At 68.2% G+C, this 19,939-nt stretch carries 21 protein-coding genes; 12 read left to right on the top strand and 9 right to left on the bottom strand.

The window, feature by feature from the left end:
* Positions 1 to 23 precede the first annotated feature (23 nt).
* The 7 genes from G5S35_RS04740 to G5S35_RS04710 all read left to right on the top strand — a co-directional run bounded on the left by G5S35_RS04740 (position 24) and on the right by G5S35_RS04710 (position 6,315).
* On the top strand, positions 24 to 566 hold the full coding sequence (locus G5S35_RS04740; protein ID WP_065064644.1) for an RDD family protein: 543 nt from the start codon (positions 24 to 26) through the stop codon (positions 564 to 566).
* Positions 567 to 830: 264 nt separating this feature from the next.
* On the top strand, positions 831 to 1,781 hold the full coding sequence (locus G5S35_RS04735) for a UDP-2,3-diacylglucosamine diphosphatase (protein WP_065064542.1): 951 nt from the start codon (positions 831 to 833) through the stop codon (positions 1,779 to 1,781).
* A gap of 173 nt (positions 1,782 to 1,954) precedes the next feature.
* The gene (locus tag G5S35_RS04730) at positions 1,955 to 2,986 is read left to right on the top strand and encodes a glycosyltransferase family 4 protein (protein ID WP_065064540.1); all 1,032 of its coding nucleotides are present in this window, start codon (positions 1,955 to 1,957) and stop codon (positions 2,984 to 2,986) included.
* A gap of 244 nt (positions 2,987 to 3,230) precedes the next feature.
* Positions 3,231 to 3,881 (top strand): diacylglycerol kinase, encoded by a 651-nt coding sequence (locus G5S35_RS04725; RefSeq protein ID WP_080180700.1) that lies wholly within the window; start codon positions 3,231 to 3,233, stop codon positions 3,879 to 3,881.
* Between the two features lie 279 nt (positions 3,882 to 4,160).
* Positions 4,161 to 4,898 (top strand): TetR/AcrR family transcriptional regulator, encoded by a 738-nt coding sequence (locus tag G5S35_RS04720; protein ID WP_065064536.1) that lies wholly within the window; start codon positions 4,161 to 4,163, stop codon positions 4,896 to 4,898.
* On the top strand, positions 4,895 to 5,479 hold the full coding sequence (locus tag G5S35_RS04715) for an LOG family protein (protein ID WP_065064534.1): 585 nt from the start codon (positions 4,895 to 4,897) through the stop codon (positions 5,477 to 5,479). The genes G5S35_RS04720 and G5S35_RS04715 overlap by 4 nt, the downstream gene beginning before the upstream one ends.
* Positions 5,480 to 5,568: 89 nt before the next feature.
* The gene (locus G5S35_RS04710) at positions 5,569 to 6,315 is read left to right on the top strand and encodes an SDR family oxidoreductase (RefSeq protein ID WP_065064532.1); all 747 of its coding nucleotides are present in this window, start codon (positions 5,569 to 5,571) and stop codon (positions 6,313 to 6,315) included.
* A gap of 19 nt (positions 6,316 to 6,334) precedes the next feature.
* On the opposite strand, the gene G5S35_RS04705 is transcribed toward G5S35_RS04710, so the two are convergent.
* The 5 genes from G5S35_RS04705 to G5S35_RS04685 form a co-directional block, all read right to left on the bottom strand.
* Positions 6,335 to 6,925 (bottom strand): DUF924 family protein, encoded by a 591-nt coding sequence (locus G5S35_RS04705; RefSeq protein WP_183038691.1) that lies wholly within the window; start codon positions 6,923 to 6,925, stop codon positions 6,335 to 6,337.
* The gene (locus G5S35_RS04700; protein WP_065064528.1) at positions 6,922 to 7,686 is read right to left on the bottom strand and encodes an alanyl-tRNA editing protein; all 765 of its coding nucleotides are present in this window, start codon (positions 7,684 to 7,686) and stop codon (positions 6,922 to 6,924) included. The genes G5S35_RS04705 and G5S35_RS04700 overlap by 4 nt, the downstream gene beginning before the upstream one ends.
* Positions 7,687 to 7,826: 140 nt before the next feature.
* Positions 7,827 to 8,237: a group II truncated hemoglobin gene (locus G5S35_RS04695; protein ID WP_065064526.1), complete on the bottom strand. Its 411-nt coding sequence runs from the start codon at positions 8,235 to 8,237 to the stop codon at positions 7,827 to 7,829.
* Between the two features lie 128 nt (positions 8,238 to 8,365).
* Positions 8,366 to 8,698, bottom strand: a complete 333-nt coding sequence (locus tag G5S35_RS04690; RefSeq protein WP_065064524.1) for a zinc ribbon domain-containing protein — start codon at positions 8,696 to 8,698, stop codon at positions 8,366 to 8,368.
* Positions 8,695 to 9,867: a thiolase family protein gene (locus tag G5S35_RS04685; protein ID WP_183038690.1), complete on the bottom strand. Its 1,173-nt coding sequence runs from the start codon at positions 9,865 to 9,867 to the stop codon at positions 8,695 to 8,697. The genes G5S35_RS04690 and G5S35_RS04685 overlap by 4 nt, the downstream gene beginning before the upstream one ends.
* Positions 9,868 to 10,108: 241 nt before the next feature.
* Here G5S35_RS04685 and G5S35_RS04680 point away from each other — a divergent pair, with 241 nt between their 5' ends.
* From G5S35_RS04680 to G5S35_RS04660, 5 genes are read left to right on the top strand one after another with little or no spacing between them, the layout of a single operon-like run.
* Complete coding sequence (locus G5S35_RS04680) at positions 10,109 to 11,116, top strand: PDR/VanB family oxidoreductase (RefSeq protein WP_183038689.1); 1,008 nt, start codon at positions 10,109 to 10,111, stop codon at positions 11,114 to 11,116.
* Between the two features lie 37 nt (positions 11,117 to 11,153).
* Complete coding sequence (locus G5S35_RS04675; protein WP_183038688.1) at positions 11,154 to 12,503, top strand: aromatic ring-hydroxylating dioxygenase subunit alpha; 1,350 nt, start codon at positions 11,154 to 11,156, stop codon at positions 12,501 to 12,503.
* Positions 12,500 to 12,988 carry an aromatic-ring-hydroxylating dioxygenase subunit beta gene (locus G5S35_RS04670; protein WP_074984798.1) on the top strand — a complete coding sequence of 163 codons (489 nt, stop codon included), beginning with the start codon at positions 12,500 to 12,502 and terminating at the stop codon, positions 12,986 to 12,988. Before G5S35_RS04675 ends, G5S35_RS04670 begins: the two co-directional genes overlap by 4 nt.
* A gap of 8 nt (positions 12,989 to 12,996) precedes the next feature.
* Complete coding sequence (locus tag G5S35_RS04665; RefSeq protein ID WP_183038687.1) at positions 12,997 to 14,667, top strand: AMP-binding protein; 1,671 nt, start codon at positions 12,997 to 12,999, stop codon at positions 14,665 to 14,667.
* 1 nt (position 14,668) lies between these two features.
* Complete coding sequence (locus tag G5S35_RS04660; RefSeq protein WP_074984794.1) at positions 14,669 to 15,421, top strand: SDR family NAD(P)-dependent oxidoreductase; 753 nt, start codon at positions 14,669 to 14,671, stop codon at positions 15,419 to 15,421.
* A gap of 43 nt (positions 15,422 to 15,464) precedes the next feature.
* Here G5S35_RS04660 and G5S35_RS04655 read toward each other — a convergent pair whose 3' ends face one another.
* The 4 genes from G5S35_RS04655 to sugE all read right to left on the bottom strand — a co-directional run bounded on the left by G5S35_RS04655 (position 15,465) and on the right by sugE (position 19,892).
* Positions 15,465 to 15,887, bottom strand: a complete 423-nt coding sequence (locus G5S35_RS04655; protein ID WP_167371416.1) for a MarR family winged helix-turn-helix transcriptional regulator — start codon at positions 15,885 to 15,887, stop codon at positions 15,465 to 15,467.
* A gap of 153 nt (positions 15,888 to 16,040) precedes the next feature.
* Positions 16,041 to 18,554 (bottom strand): ABC transporter permease, encoded by a 2,514-nt coding sequence (locus G5S35_RS04650; protein WP_237181344.1) that lies wholly within the window; start codon positions 18,552 to 18,554, stop codon positions 16,041 to 16,043.
* A 110-nt stretch (positions 18,555 to 18,664) separates the two neighbouring features.
* On the bottom strand, positions 18,665 to 19,279 hold the full coding sequence (locus G5S35_RS04645; protein ID WP_065064510.1) for a DUF4126 domain-containing protein: 615 nt from the start codon (positions 19,277 to 19,279) through the stop codon (positions 18,665 to 18,667).
* Positions 19,280 to 19,571: 292 nt separating this feature from the next.
* A complete protein-coding gene (sugE, locus tag G5S35_RS04640) occupies positions 19,572 to 19,892 on the bottom strand; it encodes a quaternary ammonium compound efflux SMR transporter SugE (protein WP_065064508.1) in 321 nt (106 codons plus the stop codon).
* Between the last annotated feature and the right edge of the window lie 47 nt (positions 19,893 to 19,939).

Below are 19,939 nucleotides of genomic sequence, written 5' to 3'. Positions count from 1 at the left end.
TGAACGACCGCGCTTCCACTGCTCTGCCCGTTGCGGATTCCGCCGATCGCGCCGATCCCGCGACCGCCGCTTCACGCATCCCCGCCGCGCCCGCACCCGTCACCCTGCGACGCCGCCTCGCCTCGCTCGTCTACGAAAGCGTGCTGCTGTTCGGCGTGATCTTCATCGCCGGGCTCGCATTCAGCCTCGTCATGCAACAGCGCAATGGCTACACCTACCATCGGGCGATGTCCGCGTGGATCGTGCTGGTGGCCGGGCTCTACTTCGTCGGCTTCTGGCATCGCGGCGGCCAGACGCTGCCGATGAAAACCTGGCGCATGCGCGTCGTCGGCCCCGATGGCGCGCCGCCGACGCTAGGCCGCGCGACGCTGCGCTACCTGGCCGCGTGGCTCTGGTTCCTGCCGCCGCTCGTGCTGCATCCGCTGCTCGATCTCACGATTCCCCACACGCTTGCGCTCGAAGCCGTCTGGTTCGCGCTCTGGGCCGGCGCCGCGCGTTTGGACCGCGAGCGTCGCTTCCCGCACGATCGACTTGCGGGCACGCGCATCGTCGCCGTGCCGCGCTGAAAGCCGACAAACCACCGCACGCGGCGGAGCGAAATCATCCGGCTGAGCCGCCGCGTTGCCGCCAAACCACGTCATCGATATGTCATGGGGCGGTACGCGCGCGTCACCGTTCACGCGCGCCGCGACGCAACGCCAGGCCCCGCGCAGACTTGGCGCTCGCCCGCAAACGCAGCCGAGGGCGAGTAACAAGACCTTCTTGTGACTGTCACGGCGTCGTCATGGGCACATGGCGCAATGCGCACATTGCAACCTGCCGCGTGTGCCATGGCCCAAAAGACGACCGCGACCCCACTTTTCCGGCAGACTTCCGGCCCTGGCGCCGATCCCGCCGCCTTCCACCCCGGTCCGGGCGCCGCGTCGCTCAACCCGCCTCCGCTGCCCTTCCAGGGCGACACGTCGCCCGATGCTCACGACGACGATCACCCCGCCCCGACCCGCTACCGCACGATCTGGCTCTCCGACATCCATCTCGGCACCAACGGCTGTCAGGCGAACTATCTGCTCGACTTCCTGCGCCATAACGAGTCGGAGTACCTGTACCTCGTCGGCGACATCATCGACGGCTGGCAGTTGCGCAAGGGCTGGTTCTGGCCGCAGGCGCACAACGACGTCGTGCAGAAAGTGCTGCGCAAGGCGCGCAAGGGCACCCAGGTCGTCTACATCCCGGGCAATCACGACGAAGGCGCGCGCCAGTTCTGCAACCTCGCGTTCGGCGACATCCACGTGCGCGAGGAAGCGTTCCACACCACGCTCGCCGGCAAGCGCCTGTGGGTCGTGCACGGCGATCTGTTCGACGGCGTGATCCAGCACGCGAAGTGGCTCGCCTATCTCGGCGACTCGGCCTATACCGTGATCCTCGTGCTGAACCGCTGGTTCAACCGCATCCGCGCAAAGCTCGGCTTTCAGTACTGGTCGCTCTCGCAGTACCTCAAGCATCAGGTCAAGAACGCCGTGAACTTCATCTCGTCGTTCGAGCGCGTGATGACCGACGAAGCGCGCCGCCGCGGCTGCGACGGCGTGGTTTGCGGCCACATCCACAAGGCCGAGATCCGCGAAATCGACGGCGTGCTGTACTGCAACGACGGCGACTGGGTCGAGAGCCTGTCGGCGCTCGTGGAGACCTTCGAGGGCGAACTGCGCATCGTCTACTGGACGGTGATGCAGTCGCCGCAGGCGCAGACGGCGAGCCGCAAGGCGCGCGTGAGCGCGGCCTGAGCGGCGCGGCCGCCTCGCCGGATTCACACGGGCCCCGCGTGAACATGCGCCGTCTTTTATCCGCACGCACGCCGTGAACGCGCAGTAAACACATCGGGCACGGCGCCGGCCGCGCCCGTCCGACACGGCGCGCCGACGCCACACCAACCGCACCACCAGAGGGCCTCCGACCGATGAAGATCATGATCGTGACCGATGCATGGGAGCCGCAGGTCAACGGCGTAGTCCGCACGCTCAAGAACACCACGCGCGAGCTGATCGCGCTCGGCCATCAGGTCGAGCTGCTCACGCCGCTCGAATTCCGCACGATTCCGTGCCCGACCTATCCGGAAATCCGGCTCTCGCTGTTTGCGCGCCGCCATCTGCGCGAGCGCATCGACGCGTTCGGCCCCGACGCCATCCATATCGCGACCGAAGGCCCGCTCGGTCTCGCCGCGCGCCGCTACGCGATCGACCACGACCTGCCCTTCACGACCGCCTATCACACGCGCTTTCCGGAGTACGTGCAGGCGCGCTTCGGCATTCCGCTGTCGGCGACCTATCGCTTCCTGCGCTGGTTCCACAAGCCGTCGCTCGCGGTGATGGCGCCCACGCCCGTCGTGAAGGCCGACCTCGAAAAATTCGGCTTCACCAACGTCGTGCTGTGGACGCGCGGCGTCGATCTCGACATTTTCCATCCGATGGATTCGAAGGTGCTCAACACCGCGCGCCCGATCTTCCTCTACGTCGGCCGCGTGGCCGTGGAGAAGAACGTCGAGGCTTTTCTCAAGCTCGATCTGCCGGGCTCGAAGTGGGTGTGCGGCGAAGGGCCGGCGCTCGCCGAGCTGAAGTCCCGCTATCCGCAGGCGAACTATCTGGGCGTGCTGAGCCAGCCCGAGCTCGCGAAGGTTTACGCGGCTGCCGACGTGTTCGTGTTCCCGAGCCGCACCGACACCTTCGGCCTCGTGCTGCTCGAAGCGCTCGCCTGCGGCACGCCGGTGGCCGCGTATCCGGTGACGGGCCCGATCGACGTGCTCAGCGGCGGCGACGCCGGCGCGATGAACGAGGATCTGCGCGAAGCCTGTCTCGAAGCGCTCAAGATCGACCGCGCGACGGCGCGTGCGTGGGCCGAGCGCTTTTCGTGGCACGCGGCGTCCGAGCAGTTCGCCTCGCATCTTAAGCCGCGTCCGCGCGCCTCGATGCAGGAAAGCAGCGCGGCGGCCTGAGCAGGCCGCGCGACGCGGCACCCGCCAAAGACCGGAGCGAGCGATGAAGCGGCCCGACGCCTCGAACGCCCCCTGCGCCCCGGCGGCCACCGATCGCCCGAGCGCCGACGACGGCGTGCAGACGCTGCCCGACGACGCGCGGGCGGCGTCCGCCGGGCCGCGCGCCGCTCCGGCCGCATCCTCATACGTTTCCCGCGCAACCGGCCAACATGCGTGCGATACTGCGGCATCCACTCGCACTGATATGGCCCCTCGTCCCTCGTCCCCGCTCCCGCCGCAGCCGTCTCCCGCGCCTCGCGATCCGCAGGCGCCGTCCGCCGCCCAGCCGGGCAGCGCCGGCAGTTCGCCGTGGCGCGCCAGCGGCGCCGCGAATGCGCCGAGCGCCCAGCCGACTCAGCCTCATCCGAAGCCCGGCATGCCGGCCGAGCCGCCCGAGCCCGCGCATCTGCACGAGCCGCTGAGTCCGGACGACCCGCTCGCGCCCGCGCCCTTCAATCCCTACAAGGGCAACCGCGGCGCCACGCGCGCCTTGAAGGCGCTCAAATATTCGATCAAGGGCTTTCGCGCGGCCATCCGCGAAGAAAGCGCGTTTCGTCAGGAACTGACGCTCGCGGCCATCCTCGTGCCGATCGGCATATTCGTGCCGGTCGATCCCGTCGAGCGCGTGCTGCTGCTCGGCTCGGTCATGCTGGTGCTGATCGTCGAGTTGCTCAATTCGAGTATCGAAAACGCCGTCGACCGGATCGGCCTCGAACGCAACGAACTCTCGGGCCGCGCCAAGGATCTGGGCAGCGCGGCGGTCACGGTCGCGCTCCTCACCTGCGTGATGACGTGGGGCTTGATCCTCGTGCCGCGCTTCGGTCCGTCGCTGCTGCACTGGCTGCAATCGCGCTGACTTCGGGGCCTGACTTCGGGCCGCTTTTGCGCTGACTGCACACGGACTTCGGGCCGCCTGCGCACCGACTCCGGACAGCCGCCGCACACGCCGGACGCCGCTCGCCCTTGCGCGACGCGCGCGCGGCCTCTACCCTCCATTCCTTGCGGGTGCGTTTTGCGCCCCAAGCGTCGGTTTATAATCGAACGACAGTCTTAAAAAAGACCAACCGCGACCGGGCACATTACGCGACGCATCAGCGGCAGCGCCACGCCCGGCGCCGCACATTCAGGGCCGGACATGGAAGCCAAACCTCCCCGCCGTACACGCGAACGGATTCTTGAGTTGTCGTTGAAACTGTTCAACGAGATCGGCGAGCCGAACGTCACCACGACGACCATCGCCGAGGAAATGGAGATCAGTCCAGGCAACCTGTACTACCACTTCCGCAACAAAGACGACATCATCAACAGCATCTTCAGCCAGTTCGAGCAGGAGATCGAAAAGCGTCTGCGTTTCCCCGACGACCACCGCGCCACCATCGACGAGATGTGGGCGTATTTGCAGTACATGGTCGATTTCACCTGGCGCTACCGTTTCCTGTATCGCGACCTGAACGATCTGCTCGCGCGCAACCGCACGCTGGAGATGCACTTCAAGCAGATCATCAGCCACAAGGTGCACTTCGCGAAGCAGTTCTGCGAGCAGCTCGTGGAAGATGGCGACATGGTCGCCACCGCCGCCGAAATCGCCGTGATCTCGACCAACATCGGCGTGATCGCCACCTACTGGCTCTCGTACCAGTTCGTGATGAACCCGCGCAAATACAACGACCAGGAAGCGATCCGCGACGAACTCCATCAGGTGAGCGTGCAGATCGTGTCGCTGATGGCGCCGTATCTGCGCGGCCGCGCGAAGCAGCTTTTCGACGATCTCGTCTCGGGCAAGCTGCCCAAGCGCGAGTTCTACGATTACCTGCCGCCGCGCGACGGCGCGGGCGCGCCCACCGGCAAGGACAGCAAGGAAACTCGCGAATGAAAGCAGTCTGTGTGTATTGCGGCTCCTCGAACGGAGCCGATCCGAAATATGGCGACGCGGCGCGCGCGTTCGGCCGCGCGCTCGTCGCGGCAGACCTCGGTCTCGTCTACGGCGGCGGCAAGGTCGGCCTGATGGGCGTGATCGCCGACACGGTGATGGCCGAGGGCGGCCGCGCGATCGGCGTGATCCCCGAGCTGCTGGTGGACAAGGAAGTGGGCCATAACGGCCTGACCGAGCTGCACGTCGTGCCCGACATGCACCACCGCAAGAAGATGATGGCCGATCTCTCCGACGGCTTCGTCGCGCTGCCCGGCGGCGTGGGCACGCTCGAAGAGCTGTTCGAGGTCTACACGTGGGCGCAGCTCGGCTATCACCACAAGCCGGTCGGCGTGCTCAACATCGACGGCTTCTACGATCCGCTCGTCGCGCTGCTTCAGCACACCGTGCGCGAAGGTTTCATGCGCGAGACCTACCTCGATCTGCTGCAGTTCGACAGCGATCCCACCGCGCTGATCGGCAAGCTCCAGCGCTATCACGCGCCCGCGAAGGACAAGTGGGCCGATCTGCGCGAGAACGTTTGAGGCGCGATTAATGCGCGATTAGTGCGCCATTAATGCGCACTTGATGCACCACGGCGCGCGCCGCGCGCCTTCCCGAAGGAGACATACCGATGGGCAAGGTCGTCCTGATCACGGGTGCGAGCCGCGGCATCGGCCGTGCGTGCGCGCGGTTGCTGGGCGCGCGCGGCTGGACCGTGGGCGTCAACTATCTGCACAACGAACCCGCCGCCGAGGAAACCGCCGCCGAAGTGGGCCGCGCGGGCGGCCACGCGCGTCTCGTGCGCGGCGACGTGGCGAACGAAGCCGACGTCATCGCCATGTTCGACACGCTCGAACAGGCCTACGGGCGCATCGACGCGCTCGTGAACAACGCGGGCATCGTCGCGCCGTCGAGCCAGGTGGCCGACATGGACGCCGCGCGTCTGAAACGCATGTTCGACGTGAACGTCTACGGCGCGTTTCTGTGCGCGCGCGAGGCGGCGCGGCGCATGTCGAAAGACCGCGGCGGCGACGGCGGCGCGATCGTGAACGTGTCGTCGGCAGCGGCGCGGCTCGGGTCGCCGAACGAGTACGTCGATTACGCGGCCTCGAAAGGCGCCGTCGATACGATGACGCTCGGGCTCGCGAAAGAACTCGGACCGCAAGGCGTGCGCGTGAACGCGGTACGGCCCGGCCTCATCGACACGGAGATCCACGCGAGCGGCGGCCGCCCGGACCGCGCCGCCGTGCTCGGCGCGCAAACGCCGCTGGGCCGTCCCGGCAGCGCCGACGAAGTCGCGGAAACGATTGTCTGGCTGATGAGCGATGCCGCGTCCTACGTCACCGGCGCGCTGATCGACGTGAGCGGCGGCCGCTGATTTTCGCGGGGACTGCCGTTTAGAACGACGAGCCGGGTTCGCTCAGGAACGCGGTTTCGTTCTCGCTCGACGCGCGGCCCAGCACCGCATTGCGATGCGGAAACCGCCCGAAGCGTTCGATCACGTTCGCGTGCTTCAGCGCGTAATCGTAGTAATCCCCGCCTTCCCCGCCCTTCGCCAGTTCACCGAACAACCGCACCGACTCGCGCTGCGCCTCGGCGTTTTCCGCATGCTCGAACGGCAGATACGCGAACGCGCGATGCTGCGCCGTCGGCAGCTTGAGGTCGTCGCCGCGCGCCACCATCGCGCGCGCGATGCGCAGCGCGTGCGCGTCGGCGGCGAACGCGCGCGGCGTGCCCCGATGGCAGTTACGCGAGAACTGGTCGAGCACGACGATCAGCGCGAGTGCGCCTTCGGGCGTCGCGCACCAGGCGTCGAGTTCGCCCGCGCACGCCGCGCCGAGCAGCGCGCCGAAGCGCTCGCGCAACTGCGCGTCGAACGCCTCGCGTTTGCGAAACCAGATCTTGCGCGCGCGGCCGAAATCCTCCGAATCCGGCGCGCCGAACCAGAAGTCCAGCACCTCGCGCGCACGCGGATCGAGCGACGTCATTCGACGAGTTCCAGCACGAGGCGGCGCGTGCGCGCACTTTTCTTTTCGAGCTTGGCCACGCGCAGCGCGCCGATTTCCTGCGTGTTGCGCACATGCGTGCCGCCGCACGGCTGAAGATCGACGCTCTCGATGCGCAGCAGGCGCACGCGCCCGAGACCCATCGGCGGCTTCACGCTCATCGTGCGCACGAGTTCGGGGCGCTGCGCCATCGCTTCGTCGGTGATCCATTCGGTCGCCACCGCATGCGCGCCCGCGACGAGTTGCGCGAGCCGCGCCTCGACGTGCTCGCGCTCGATCGGCTCCACGGTCGCGAAATCGAGCCGCGCGTACTCGCTCGTGATGCTGCAGCCGTCCACGGCGTACGGCAGCACCGCGCACATCAGATGGCTCGCCGTATGCAGCCGCATATGCCGATGGCGGCGCGCCCAGTCGATCTCGGCGCGTACACGCATGCCCGCCGCGAGCCGCGCGAGCGCGGCGTCCTGGCCGGGCGCGGGAAGATGAAGCGCGTCGTCGGGCGTCGCGCCTTCGAATTTGGCCTTGCGGGTGTCGGCGATCGCGATGCGCGTGCCGTCTTCGAGCACCAGCGCGCCGGTGTCGCCGGCCTGGCCGCCGCCGAGCGGATAGAACACGGTCTGGTCGAGCCGCACGCCGTCCTCGCCCACGGCCAGCACGGTGGCGTCGCAGTGCGTGAGATAGGCGTCGTCGCGAAAGAGCGCGCGCGTGGCGGCCGTGGCCGACGTGGCGGAAATCGTTGTCATGGGGAAGCGTCTCCTCGTCGTTCTGCGGGAGCCTCCATTATGGCGATGCGCGCGCACTCGCAAAATACGCCTCGCACGCTCCTGCACCGGACTGTATCGGCGCTCGCACCGGGCCAGCCGGGGAGCGCCGCAAGCGCGACTCAACCCGGACGGTTGCGCATCCAGTCGGCGGTGTCGAAGAACGAATGCAGCAGGCGCTCGCGCAGCGGTTCGGCGAGGCCGATGTCCTGCATCGCCCACGCCATGCAGCGCAGCCACTGGTCGCGCTCCGACGACGCGATCGCGAACGGCAGATGGCGCGCGCGCAGACGCGGATGGCCAAAGCGCGAGACGTAGTGGTCCGGGCCGCCCATCCAGCCGCACAGGAACCAGAAGGTCTTGTCGCGCGAGCCGTCGAGCGACTGCGGATGGAGCGCGCGGATGCCCGCGAATTCGGGCTCCAGGTCCATCAGGTCATAGAAACGGTCGACGAGTTCGCGCACGCGCGCCTCGCCGCCGACGAGTTCGAAGGCCGTGGGTTGCTGCGGCGCTTCGTCGGCTGGATCGGTCATACGGTTGATTCGGGTGGAGTCGAGGCGTTTCGATACGTTTCGATACGAAAACGGGGACGGCAAGGCGCACGCGCGCCCGCCGGAGACGCCGATTTTCGCATAGCGAAGCGTACGAGGCCGGGCGACGCTCAGTGCGACGCTCGGTGCGACACTCCGGACGCACTCGCCCAGACGCGGTTCGTCTCGTCGATACTCAGCGCCACGCTTGTGCCGCGCGCGAGCGGCGCGTCGGCACGCGCGATCACGAACGCGCCCGCCGCGGTGCGCACGGTCGCGAGATGCACGTCGCCCGTTCCCTGCGCGCCCACGCGATGGCGCACCACCGTGCTCTCCTCCACGACGCCATGCGGCGCGGCCTCGCTCGCCCAATCGGCGGCGCCGCAATGCGGACACCGATAACGCGCGGGAAACAGCGCCTGCGCGCAGACGCGGCAGCGTTCGATATGCAGCACCGTCGTCATGCGTTCTCCTTGTCGAGCACGACCGCATTCGCGCACATGCCGTATCGATACTGCACCATGCCGTAGCCGCTTGCGAGCGCGAGACGCGCGCCCGCCACCTGACGCGCGCCCGCGAGCCCCTGCAACTGGCGGATCGTTTCGACGAGCCCGTGCATGCCGCCCGCCGCGCCCGCCTGTCCCGCCGAAAGCTGTCCGCCCGACGTATTCACCGCCAGTTCGCGCGACGCGATACGCGCGATCAGCGCACGCAGATCGACGTCGGGCGCGAAACCGAGATCGGCGAGCTGGATCAGGCTCATCACCGGATAGTCGTCGTAGACCGAGATCACGTCGATGTCGGCGGGCGCGGCGTTCGCCTGCTGCCAGAGCGTGTCGGCGAGCGCGGCGAGGCCGGTCTGCAAACCATCGGCCGCCTGATGATCGGTGTTGTAGCGGCATTGCAGCGCGCGCACGCGCAGCGGCGTGGGCGCGCCCGCTTGCGCGCGCCGCGCCGCGAGATCCGCGCGCGCCACCACCACGGCGTTCGCGCCGCACACGACCGGCACGCAATCGAAACGCCCGAGCGGGTCCGCGACGCGCGGCGCGTTCAGATAATCGTCGAGCGTGAGCGGCGTGCGATACACCGCGCCCGGATTGAGCGCCGCCCATGCGCGCTGCGCCACGCACAGCGCGCCGTAATCGCGCGCGTCGAGCCCGTGCTTGCGCGCATGACGCTGCGTGAGCATCGCAAAGAGGCTGTTCGGGCCGCCGTTTTCGAGCGGGCGCAGATACGTGCGCGTCGTGAGGTTGTAGTGCTCGACGAGCTGACGAAAATCGGCGGCCTCGAAGCGGTCGCCCGAGAGCAGCACGATCACGCTCGCGTCGCCATGCTGGATCGCGCGGATCGCGTGCTGCAACAGATTGATCGCGCTCGCGCCGCCGTGGCAGTCGTCCATGCACCAGCGCGGGCTCAGGCCGAGCCGCCACGCCATGTCGATCGCGTGATCGGGCGCGAGCGTGAACGACGCCACGCCCAGCCCATCCACCTCGCGCGCCGAAAAGCCCGACTGCGCGAGCGCCGCGTCGAACGCCTGCGCGAGCAGATCGCCCGTGCTGTGCTCCGGCGCCTGCCGCCGGTACGGCACTTCCACGCCGCAGACGAGCGCCACGCCTTCGAAATCCGCCTCCATCGATCCTCCTGTTTTGGCCCCGGTCGCGTTCGTCTTGACAGCCGGTTTTTTTCATTATCCAATAAAACACATGAATTTTCATATTTTCGAATCTAAAGGGTTTACGCCTAATCGCGCCGACCCGGGCATCGAAAACCGGAATTTCGCCGACAAAAAACTCGCCGCCTCTCGCGGCGGGCAGGAGACGCCCCATGACACGCAGTCCGTTCCCACGACGCGCCGCCGCGCAAGGAGCCTCGACATGAGCGCCGCGCCCCTCCCTCAGGAGGCCGAATTACTCGACGTCATCGTCGAAGCCGTCGAGCCGCTCACCGGGCACGTCACCGCGTTCCGCCTGCGCGCCGCCAACGGCCACGCGCTGCCTGCGTATCGCGCGGGCGCGCATCTGCGCGTGCAGGTGCAGGCGCGCAACGGCACCGCCTGGAACGCCTATTCGCTGATCGATTTCGAACCCACCGCCGCGCCTGCGCATTACCTGATTGCCGTGCGCCGCGAAGACCACGGCGCGGGCGGCTCGCTTTGGATGCACACGCAGGTCCGTGCGGGCGACACGCTGCGCATCGCCGCGCCCGTCAACGCCTTCGCGCTCGACAGCGCGCCCGAAGGCTGCGCCGACGCCGTGCTGATCGCGGGCGGTATCGGCATTACGCCGATCGCGTCGATGGCCACGAAACTCGCGTCGCGCGGCCATCGCTACGCGCTGCACTACACGGGCCGCTCGATCGCGCAACTCGCCTTCGTCGACGCGCTGCGCACGCTCGCGGGCGACGCACTGCATCTCTACGGCGACGACGTCGGCGACGCCGCGCAGCGCTTCGATCTCGCCCGCCTGCTCGCCTCGCTCACGCCGGGCCAGCCGCTCTACGTGTGCGGCCCGCAAGGTCTGATCGACGCCACGATCGCGCAGGCGACGGCGCGAGGCTGGCCGCGCGAGCGCATCCGCTCCGAGCTGTTCGCCGCCGCCGCGCCCAAATCCGGCGACGCGAGTTTCGAAGTCGAGTTGCGCCAGTCGGGCATGACGCTGAGCGTCGCGCCCGCGCAATCGATCCTCGACGCGATGCTCGACGCCGGACTCGATCCGCTCTACGACTGCAAGCGCGGCGAATGCGGCGTCTGCCAGGTCGGCGTGATCGAAGGCGAGGTCGATCACCGCGACTACTGCCTGAGCGACGCCGAAAAACGCGCGGGCAAGGTCATGCACATCTGCGTCTCGCGCGCCTGCGCGGCGCGCCTCGTCATCGACGCCTGAAACCCGTCTCGTCACCGCCCACGCCAAGGAGCCCCGCATGCCACGCTATCGCGAAGACGCCGCAGCGCTCGCCGCGCTCGTCGAACCCGATCAGGTTCATCGCGACGTCTATCTGGACCAGGAAGTCTTCGACCTCGAAATGGAGCGGCTCTTCAGCCGCACGTGGATCTATCTCGGCCACACGAGCCAGGTGCCCAATGCGGGCGACTACGTGAGCGTCGACATCGCGCGCCAGCCGCTCGTCATGGTGCGCGAGGCCAACGGCGGCGTGCGCGTGCTGATGAACCGCTGCGCGCACAAGGGCGCGAAACTCGTCAGCGCGCCGAGCGGCAACACCGGCAAATTCTTCCGCTGCCCGTATCACGCGTGGACCTATAAAACCGATGGCAAGCCGCTCGCGATTCCGCTGAAGAACGGCTACGAAGGCACGCGGCTTTCCGAATGTCCCTCGGGACAAGGTCTCCAGGCGGTGACGAACGTCGAGATCTATCGCGGCTTCGTGTTCGTGCGTCTCGCCGACGAAGGCCCGACGTTCAGCGAGTATTTCGGCGCGTCGCTGTCGTCGATCGATAACATGGCCGACCGCTCGCCCGAAGGCGAACTCGAAATCGCGGGCGGCTGCCTGCGCTACGTGCACAACTGCAACTGGAAGATGTTCGTCGAGAACCTGAACGACACGATGCATCCGATGGTGGCGCACGAATCATCGGCGGGCACGGCGAAGAAACTCTGGGAAGGCAAATCCGCCGACGAACCCAAGCCGATGGCGATCGAACAGTTCGTGCCTTTTGTCTCCGATTACGGCTTTTTCGACGGCATGGGCGTGCGCGTGTTCGAACACGGCCACAGCTACACCGGCGTGAACTTCTCGATTCATTCGAGCTACGCCGCCGTGCCCGAATACGAGCAGCAACTGATCGCCGCGTGGGGCGAAGAGAAGGCGAAACAGGTGCTCGGCACCGCGCGCCACAACACGGTCTATTACCCGAGCCTCACGATCAAGGGCGCGATTCAGGCGATCCGCGTCGTGCGCCCGATCGCGCCCGACAAGACGGTGATCGAGTCGTGGACCTTTCGCCTCAAGGGCGCGCCCGACGCGCTGCTGCAACGCACGCTCACCTATTCGCGGCTGATCAATTCGCCGATGTCGGTCGTGGGCCACGACGATCTGCATGCGTATCGCGCGATTCAGGAAGGGCTCGCGGCCAACGGCAACGATTGGGTGAGTCTGCATCGCGACTATCGCGCGGATGAAGCGCACGTCGCCGATCTCACCGTGAACGGCACGAGCGAAATTTCGATGCGCAACCAGTTCCGCGCCTGGGCGCGGCATATGGCGCCGCAAACCCAGCAGCAACACCAGCACGAAACCGGAACCGCGCAATGACCCACGCCCACGATCCCGCCCTGCGCGACACGCTCGCCGACTTCGTCTATCGCGAGGCGCGCCTCATCGACGACAAGCAGTTCGACGCCTGGTACACGCTGTTCGCCGACGACGGCCTCTACTGGATACCGCTTGCGCACGGCCAGCACGACGGCCTCAATCACGCCTCGCTGATGTACGAGGACCGGCTGCTGCTCAAGCTGCGCATCGAACGCCTCAAGCAGCCGCGCGCGTTTTCGCAGCAGCCCGAGAGCCGTTGCCAGCACGTCATGCAGCGCCCCGAAATCGAATCCGCCGACGCCGGCGGCTATCGCCTGCGCACGCCGTTCTTCTACGCCGAGGCGCGCGGCGACGAGCAACTGGTGTTCACCGGCATCGTCCGCCATCACGTCGTCGAGCAGGACGGCGCGCTACGCATCCGCGAAAAGCGCATCGATCTGCTCAACTGCGACGCGGCGCTGCCGTCCGTGCAACTGTTCCTGTGAGGCGCGCGATGCCTTCAGCCGATACGCCCCATCACGCCAAGTCCGACGCAAACACCAGCGTCTACGCGGCCTTCGCCGCCAGCGCCGCACGCTGGCCCGATCACGACTTCCTCGTCGTGCTGCCCGAAACCGCCGCGATCTACGGCATCGACGCGCACACGCTGCGCTACGGCAAAGCGCTCGCACGCGTCGATGCGCTCGCCGCGCGCTATCGCGAAGCCGGTTTTGGCAGCGGACATCGCGCAGGTCTGATGCTCGAAAACCGGCCCGCATTTTTCCTGCACTGGTTCGCGCTCAATGCGCTCGGCGTCTCGGTCGTGCCGCTCTCGACCGAACTGCGCGCCGCGGAACTCGACTACATCGCAGGCCATAGCGAACTCGATCTCGCCGTCGCGCCCGCCGCGCGTCATGCCGATCTGCACGCGGCGGCGCGCGCCGCGCAACGCAACGTCTCGATCTGCGAAGCCGACTGCATGACGGACGGCGCGACGCTCCAGCACGCCGCCACGCCCGCCCGCGCCGACACGCCCGACGCCGACACCGAATGCGCCCTGCTCTACACCTCGGGCACGACGGGCCGCCCGAAAGCCTGCGTGCTGCCCAACGCGTATTTCCTGCGCGCGGGCGAGTGGTACAACCGCATCGGCGGCTTGTGCGCGCTGCGTCCCGGCGTCGAGCGCCTCGTCACGCCGCTGCCGATGACGCACATGAACGCGATGGCCTACTCGACCATGGCGATGATCCTCGCGGGCGGCGCGATCGTCCCGCTCGACCGCTTTCATCCGCGCACCTGGTGGGCCAGCGTGCGCGCCGCGCGCGCGAGCGTCGTCCACTATCTCGGCGTGATGCCCGCGATGCTGCTCGGCGCGCCCGCCAGCGCGCAGGATCGCGAGCATTCGGTGCGCTTCGGCTTCGGCGCGGGCGTCGATAAAACGCTGCACGCGCCGTTCGAAACGCGCTTCGGCATGCCCTTGCTCGAAGCCTGGGCGATGACCGAAACCGGCGCGGGCGCCGTGGTGATCGCCAATCGCGAGCCGCGTCAGGTCGGCCAGTCGTGCTTCGGCCAGCCCGAAGCGTCGCTCGACGTGCGCATCGTCGGCGACGATGGACGCGACGTCGGCATCGACACGCCCGGCGAACTGCTCGTGCGCGCGCGCGGCGAGCATCCGCGTCGTGGCTTCTTCCGCGAATATCTCAAGGATCCCGAAGCCACCGCCGCCGCGTGGGAAGGCGGCTGGTTCCATACCGGCGACATCGTCAGGCAGGACGCGCAAGGCCGGCTCTATTTCGTCGATCGCAAGAAGAACGTGATCCGGCGCAGCGGCGAGAACATCTCGGCGGTCGAAGTCGAGAGCGTGCTGCGCAAGCATCCGTGCGTGGCGGATGTCGCCGTGGCCGCGACGCCCGATGCCGTGCGCGGCGACGAAGTGCTCGCCTGCATCATCGCGCGCGAACCGCTCGCCGATGCCGCCGCCGCGCCGCTCGCCGCCGAACTCGCGCAACTGTGTCTCGCGCAACTCGCCTATTTCAAGGCGCCCGGTTACGTCGCGTTCGTCGACGCACTGCCGCTCACCGGCACGCAGAAGGTGCAACGCGCCGCGCTCAAGGAACTCGCGCGCACGTTGCCCGGCACCGCGCGCTGCATCGACACGCGCGCCCTGAAAAAACGCCAGGACTGATATGACCGACTCCACCCGCCAGCCATCCGCCGCACCGCGCACCGCCCTCGTCACCGGGGGCAACGCGGGCATTGGCCGCGCCATCGTCGAGCATCTGCTCGAAGCGAACTACGAAGTGATCTCGCTCGATCTGCGCGCCGACGCGCCGGGCCACGCGCGCCTGCACACCCTCGAAGTCGATCTCTGCGACGCCGCCGCCACGCGCGCCGCCGCTGCCGAGGTCGTCGCGCGCCATGCGCCCACGACGCTCGTGCACAACGCGGGCGTAATCCGCGCGGCGCTGCTGCCCGACGTCACGCACGACGACGTGATCGCGCTCGCGAATCTGCATCTCGACGCGCCCATCGCGCTCGCCCAGGCGATGTTGCCCGCGATGCGCGCGCAGCATTTCGGGCGGCTCGTGCTGATCTCGTCGCGCGCGGCGCTCGGGCTCGCCACGCGCACCGCGTATTCGGCGACCAAGGCGGGCATGCTCGGCCTCGTGCGCACGTGGGCACTCGAACTCGGGCCGCTCGGCGTGACCGCGAACGCCATCGCGCCCGGCCCCGTGCAGACCGACATGTTCCATGCGGTCGTGCCCGCCGACAGCCCCAAGGTCGCGCAGATCGCGGCGGGCATTCCGGTCGGCCGCCTTGGCCAGCCCGACGACATCGCGCGCGCCGCGATGTTCTTCGCGGCGCCGGAAAACGGCTTCGTCACGGGACAAACGCTTTATGTGTGCGGCGGGACGAGCACGGGCAGTCTCGCGCTTTAACCGCGCTTGCCGTGAAGCTGCGGGAAAGTGCGGGGAAAGTGCGTTATTTTGCGTGCTGCTCGATCAGCTGACGCAGCATCTCGACGAACAGCTTCGCCGACTCGGGCGGAAACGGCAGCAGCACCGACGCCTCGTGCTCCAGCGCCAGCGCGATCAACTCCGCCGCGAGCGCGCGGCCCTGCGGCGTGAGCGCGACGAGCGTGCGGCGGCGGCTCTGCGGATCGTCCTGACGCGCGACCATGCCCGCCGCTTCCATGCGATCGATCAGCTTGCTCACGGTCGGCTGCTTGGCGAGGATCAGGCGGCCGAGATCGCCCATCGGCAACGGACCATCGGACAGACAGGCGAGCACGCGCCATTGCAGCGCAGGAATCTTCTTGCGCGCGAGCGTGGCGTGGAATTCGTCGGAGATGAGCGCGCTCGCGCGCGCGAGCAGCGCGGCGAGATAGGTGTCGAGAAAGCGCATTGGCGTGGCTTTCTCAGTCGATGCGCTTGATTCTGTCGAGTCGGTGGTCATGGTGTCGGTGTGAGCAGCACCGGCATCCTATAACGGAATGCGCGCGCACGACACCCGCGTGAGGCAAGCACCGCCGCGCGCATCCGCATCACGGTTCGAACGTCAAGCGTCACGCAACGATTGCAACGCGGGCCGCGCCAGCACGTGACGCAGACTGACCCAGCCGCCCACGCCCGCGCACACCACGCCCGCCGCGATGCCCGCGGGCACGAGCCACGGATCGAAGGCGAGATAGAAGTCGAACACGCGCGTGGCCAGCACGTAGCCGACAGCCTGCGCGCCGAGCGCCGCCATCAACCCGGCGAGCGCGCCCACGGCGACAAACTCCGCAATCTGCACCGACCTCACCTGCCGATGCGACGCGCCCAGCGCGCGCAGCAGCGCCGACTCGCGCATGCGTTCGTCGCGCGTGCCGGCGAGCGCCGCGTACAACACGAGCACACCCGCCGCGAGCGTGAAAATAAAGAGAAACTGCACCGCGCCGATCACCTGCTCCAGCACGCGCTGGATCTGCGCGAGGATCGGCCCGACGTCGATGGCCGTCACGTTCGGATACTTCGCAACCAGCCCGTCGACGACATTACGCTGCGCGTCGGGCAGATGGAAACTCGTGATGAACGTGGCCGGAAAATCGTGCAGCAGCGCGGGCGGCATCAGCACGAAGAAGTTGACCTTGAACGAGCCCCAGTCGAGCTTGCGCAGACTCGTCACGGGCGCGGTCACTTCGAGGCCGGTCACGTCGAAGGTCAGCACGTCGCCGGGCTTCACGTTGAGGATTTTCGCGAGTCCCTGCTCGATCGACAGTTGCGGCGTGCTCGTCTCGCCGTACCACTGGCCGGCTTCGATGCGGTTGTCGTCGGGCAGTTGCGTCGTGTACGAGAGATTGAATTCGCGGTCGACGAGACGGCGCGCATCCTCGCTCTTGTACTGCTCGGGATCGACCGGCTTGCCGTTGATGCTGATGAGGCGGCCGCGCACCATCGGCGCCAGATCGGGGCTCGCGATGCCGTGCTGCGAGAGCCAGGCGGCCACCGCATCGCGCTGGTCGGGCTGGATGTCGATCAGGAATTCGTTGGGCGCGTCGGGCGGCGTCGACTTGCGCCAGCCTTCGATCAGGTCGTTGCGCGTCATGGCGATCAGCAGCAGACACATCAGCCCGATGGCGAGCGAGGTGATCTGCAGTGCGCTCGCGCCGGGCCGCCGTTCAAGCGACGCCAGCGCATAGCGCCAGCCCACGCCCGCGCGCGCCTCCAAACCATTGCGCTGACTGCGCGCGAGACGCGCCGCGCCCCACAGCGCGAGACGCGCGAGCCCCGCGAACACGAGCAGGCCGAGCGCGAACCCGCCCGCGACGATGCCGCCGAGCTTCAGTTCGCCCGCCGCGATCACGAGCAGGCCCGCGAACAGCGCGATGCCCACGGCATACGCAGCCCACGCCGTGCGGCTTTCCTCGCCCCATTCGCGGCGCAGCACGCGCACCGGCGGCACGCGCGTGAGCGGCAACAGCGGCGGCAGCGCGAAGCCGAGCAGCAGCACCAGTCCGGCGGCGACGCCTTCGAGCGCGGGCAGCGGCCCCGGATACGGCAGCGCGACATCGATCAAGGTGCCGAGCCACGCGAGCAGCGCGAGATGGCCCGCATAACCGAGCGCGACGCCAATCGCGCCGCCCACCAGCCCAAGGCCCGCGAATTCGAGCACGAACAGCGTACGCAGCGTGCGCTGGCTCGCGCCGAGGCAGCGCATGGCCGCGCAGCCGTCGAGATGGCGGCGCGTGTAACGGTGCGCGGCCATCGCGATCGCCACGGCCGCGAGCAAAGCGGTCAGCAGCGAGACGAGCGTGAGGAAATGGCGCGCGCGGTCGAGCGTCTGCCGCACTTGCGGCTGGCCGTCCTGCAGCGATTCGAGGCCGACGCCGCGCATCTTGCCGCCGTCGACGCGCGCATGCGCGAATTGCGCGAACTGCGCGACGGCCTGATCGGCGCCCGCCACCAGCAGGCGATAGGTCACGCGGCTGCCGTAGCCCGTGAGGCCGGTCGAGGCGAGATCGGCCTCGTTGAGCATCAGGCGCGGCGAGAAGTTGACGAACGAGAAGCCGCGATCGAGTTCGCGTGTGATGAGCGCGCCGATCGTGAACGTGCGCGTGCCCACGCGCACCTGGCTGCCGACGTGGACCTTGAGCGCGTCGAGCAGTTGATCGTCGACCCAGACGGTGCCGGACGGCGGAATGCCCTGCGCCGCGTGATCGGGCGCGCCGGGGCCGCTCGATATACGCAGCGCGCCGCGCAGCGGATAGGCTGCCGACACCGACTTGACCGCCGCGAGCCGCGTGGGCGTCTGCGCGCCGTCGGCATCGCCGGCCGCGCTGACCATGCTCGGGAAAATCGCCGTATTCGCGGTTTGCAGCTTGAGCGCCTGTGCCTCGCGCGCGAACGCCGGATCGACGGGATGATCGGCGCGCACGATGAAATCGGCGGCGATCATGCGGCGCGCGTCGCGCTCCAGTCCGCGTTGCAGACGATCAGCGAGAAAACCCACGCTCGCGAGCGCGGCCACCGCGAGCACGAGGGCGAGCAGCAGCATCGTCAGTTCGCCCGCGCGCCAGTCGCGTGCGGTCATGCGGGCGGCGAGGCGCACGAGGTCGCCCCAGCCGGGGGCGGCGCGCGTGGATCGAGAAGAAACGGGGTTAGAAGATGGCGTAGACGGTGGCGAGGACAGATTCGGCGGGTTCAATCGTGACGGCTCCGCAGCGAGAAACGCGAGACCATATGCGTCGCCATGCCGCGAAAGCCGCCCTGCACGCCGCGCCACAGACGCGGCAGCGCCCAGGTCGCCACCAGCAGGAACGCGGCGAGCATGACGAGGAACAGCAGCGGCACGAACAGCGCGAGCAGCACGCCGACGAAGGTCATGCCGTCCTCGGCGCTCGACGTGACCACGTTCGAGACCGGTTCCGGCGACAGATTGATGAGCGCGCGCGTGCCCGCCTTCGCCAGATGCGCGGTGCCCGCGAGCGTGCCGCCCGCGAGCGCGGCGATCGTCAGCACCGCCGGATCGGCGTGGCCGAGCGCGCCCGCCGCCAGCACGGCGCCGGCGGGAATGCGGATGAAGGTGTGCAGCGCGTCCCACAGCGAATCGAACGCGGGGACTTTGTCGGCGAGGAATTCGAGCACCGTGAGCGCGGCGGCGATGCCGATCACCCAGGGCGAAGCGAGCACCGCGAGCGTGTCGGGCAGATGGATGAAGCCGAGGCGCTGAAGCACGCCGGCCATGAGGACCGTGAGGTAGAGGCGCAGGCCGCTGCCCCAGGACAGGCCCGCGGCAAGCGAAATCGGTTCGAGCATGACTGCCTCCTCGCGCGAGGCTCGCGCGGCGCCGTCCCCCACGAATCTGGCGCAAACGCAGCGCGCCCGCTTCGCCGGACACGGCGCCATCGGGCAGCGGCGCTCGCGTTATCCGCGGCGCGGAGTGTTATCGGTTGATGACCATCCCATTATAGCCACGCTCGCTGCACCGCCGCAGCGGTGTTGCGCATGCGCGCCACGCAAAAACCCACGATTTTTGCCGAAAATGTGGGGAAAATGCGCGCCGCATCGCCGCACGGCGCGTGGAAGGTCTCGCCGATCCGGAACCGGATCAGGCCGCCGAACTGAGCTTCAGCCCGATGATGCCGAGCACGATCAGCGCCGCACTCGCCACGCGCGCGGCGCTCACGGCCTCGCCCATCATCACGATGCCGAACACGAACGCGCCCACCGCACCGATGCCCGTCCACACGGCGTAGGCCGTGCCGAGCGGCAACTGACGCATGGCGATCGAGAGCAGCACGAAACTGCCGAGCGCGGTCACGATCGTGAACACGGAGGGCCAGAAACGCGTGAAACCTTCGGAGGACTTGAGACCGGCCGCCCAGGCGACTTCGAGCAGGCCAGCAATGAGAAGAATGAACCAGGGCATCCGGGACGCTCCACTTGAAAAAATGGGGCCGTCCCCGAAGAAAGACG

Source organism: Paraburkholderia tropica, assembly GCF_014171495.1.
Taxonomy (GTDB): Bacteria; Pseudomonadota; Gammaproteobacteria; order Burkholderiales; family Burkholderiaceae; genus Paraburkholderia; species Paraburkholderia tropica.
The sequence above is the reverse complement of the archived record's forward strand: the minus strand, read 5'-3'. Positions and strand labels throughout refer to the sequence as shown.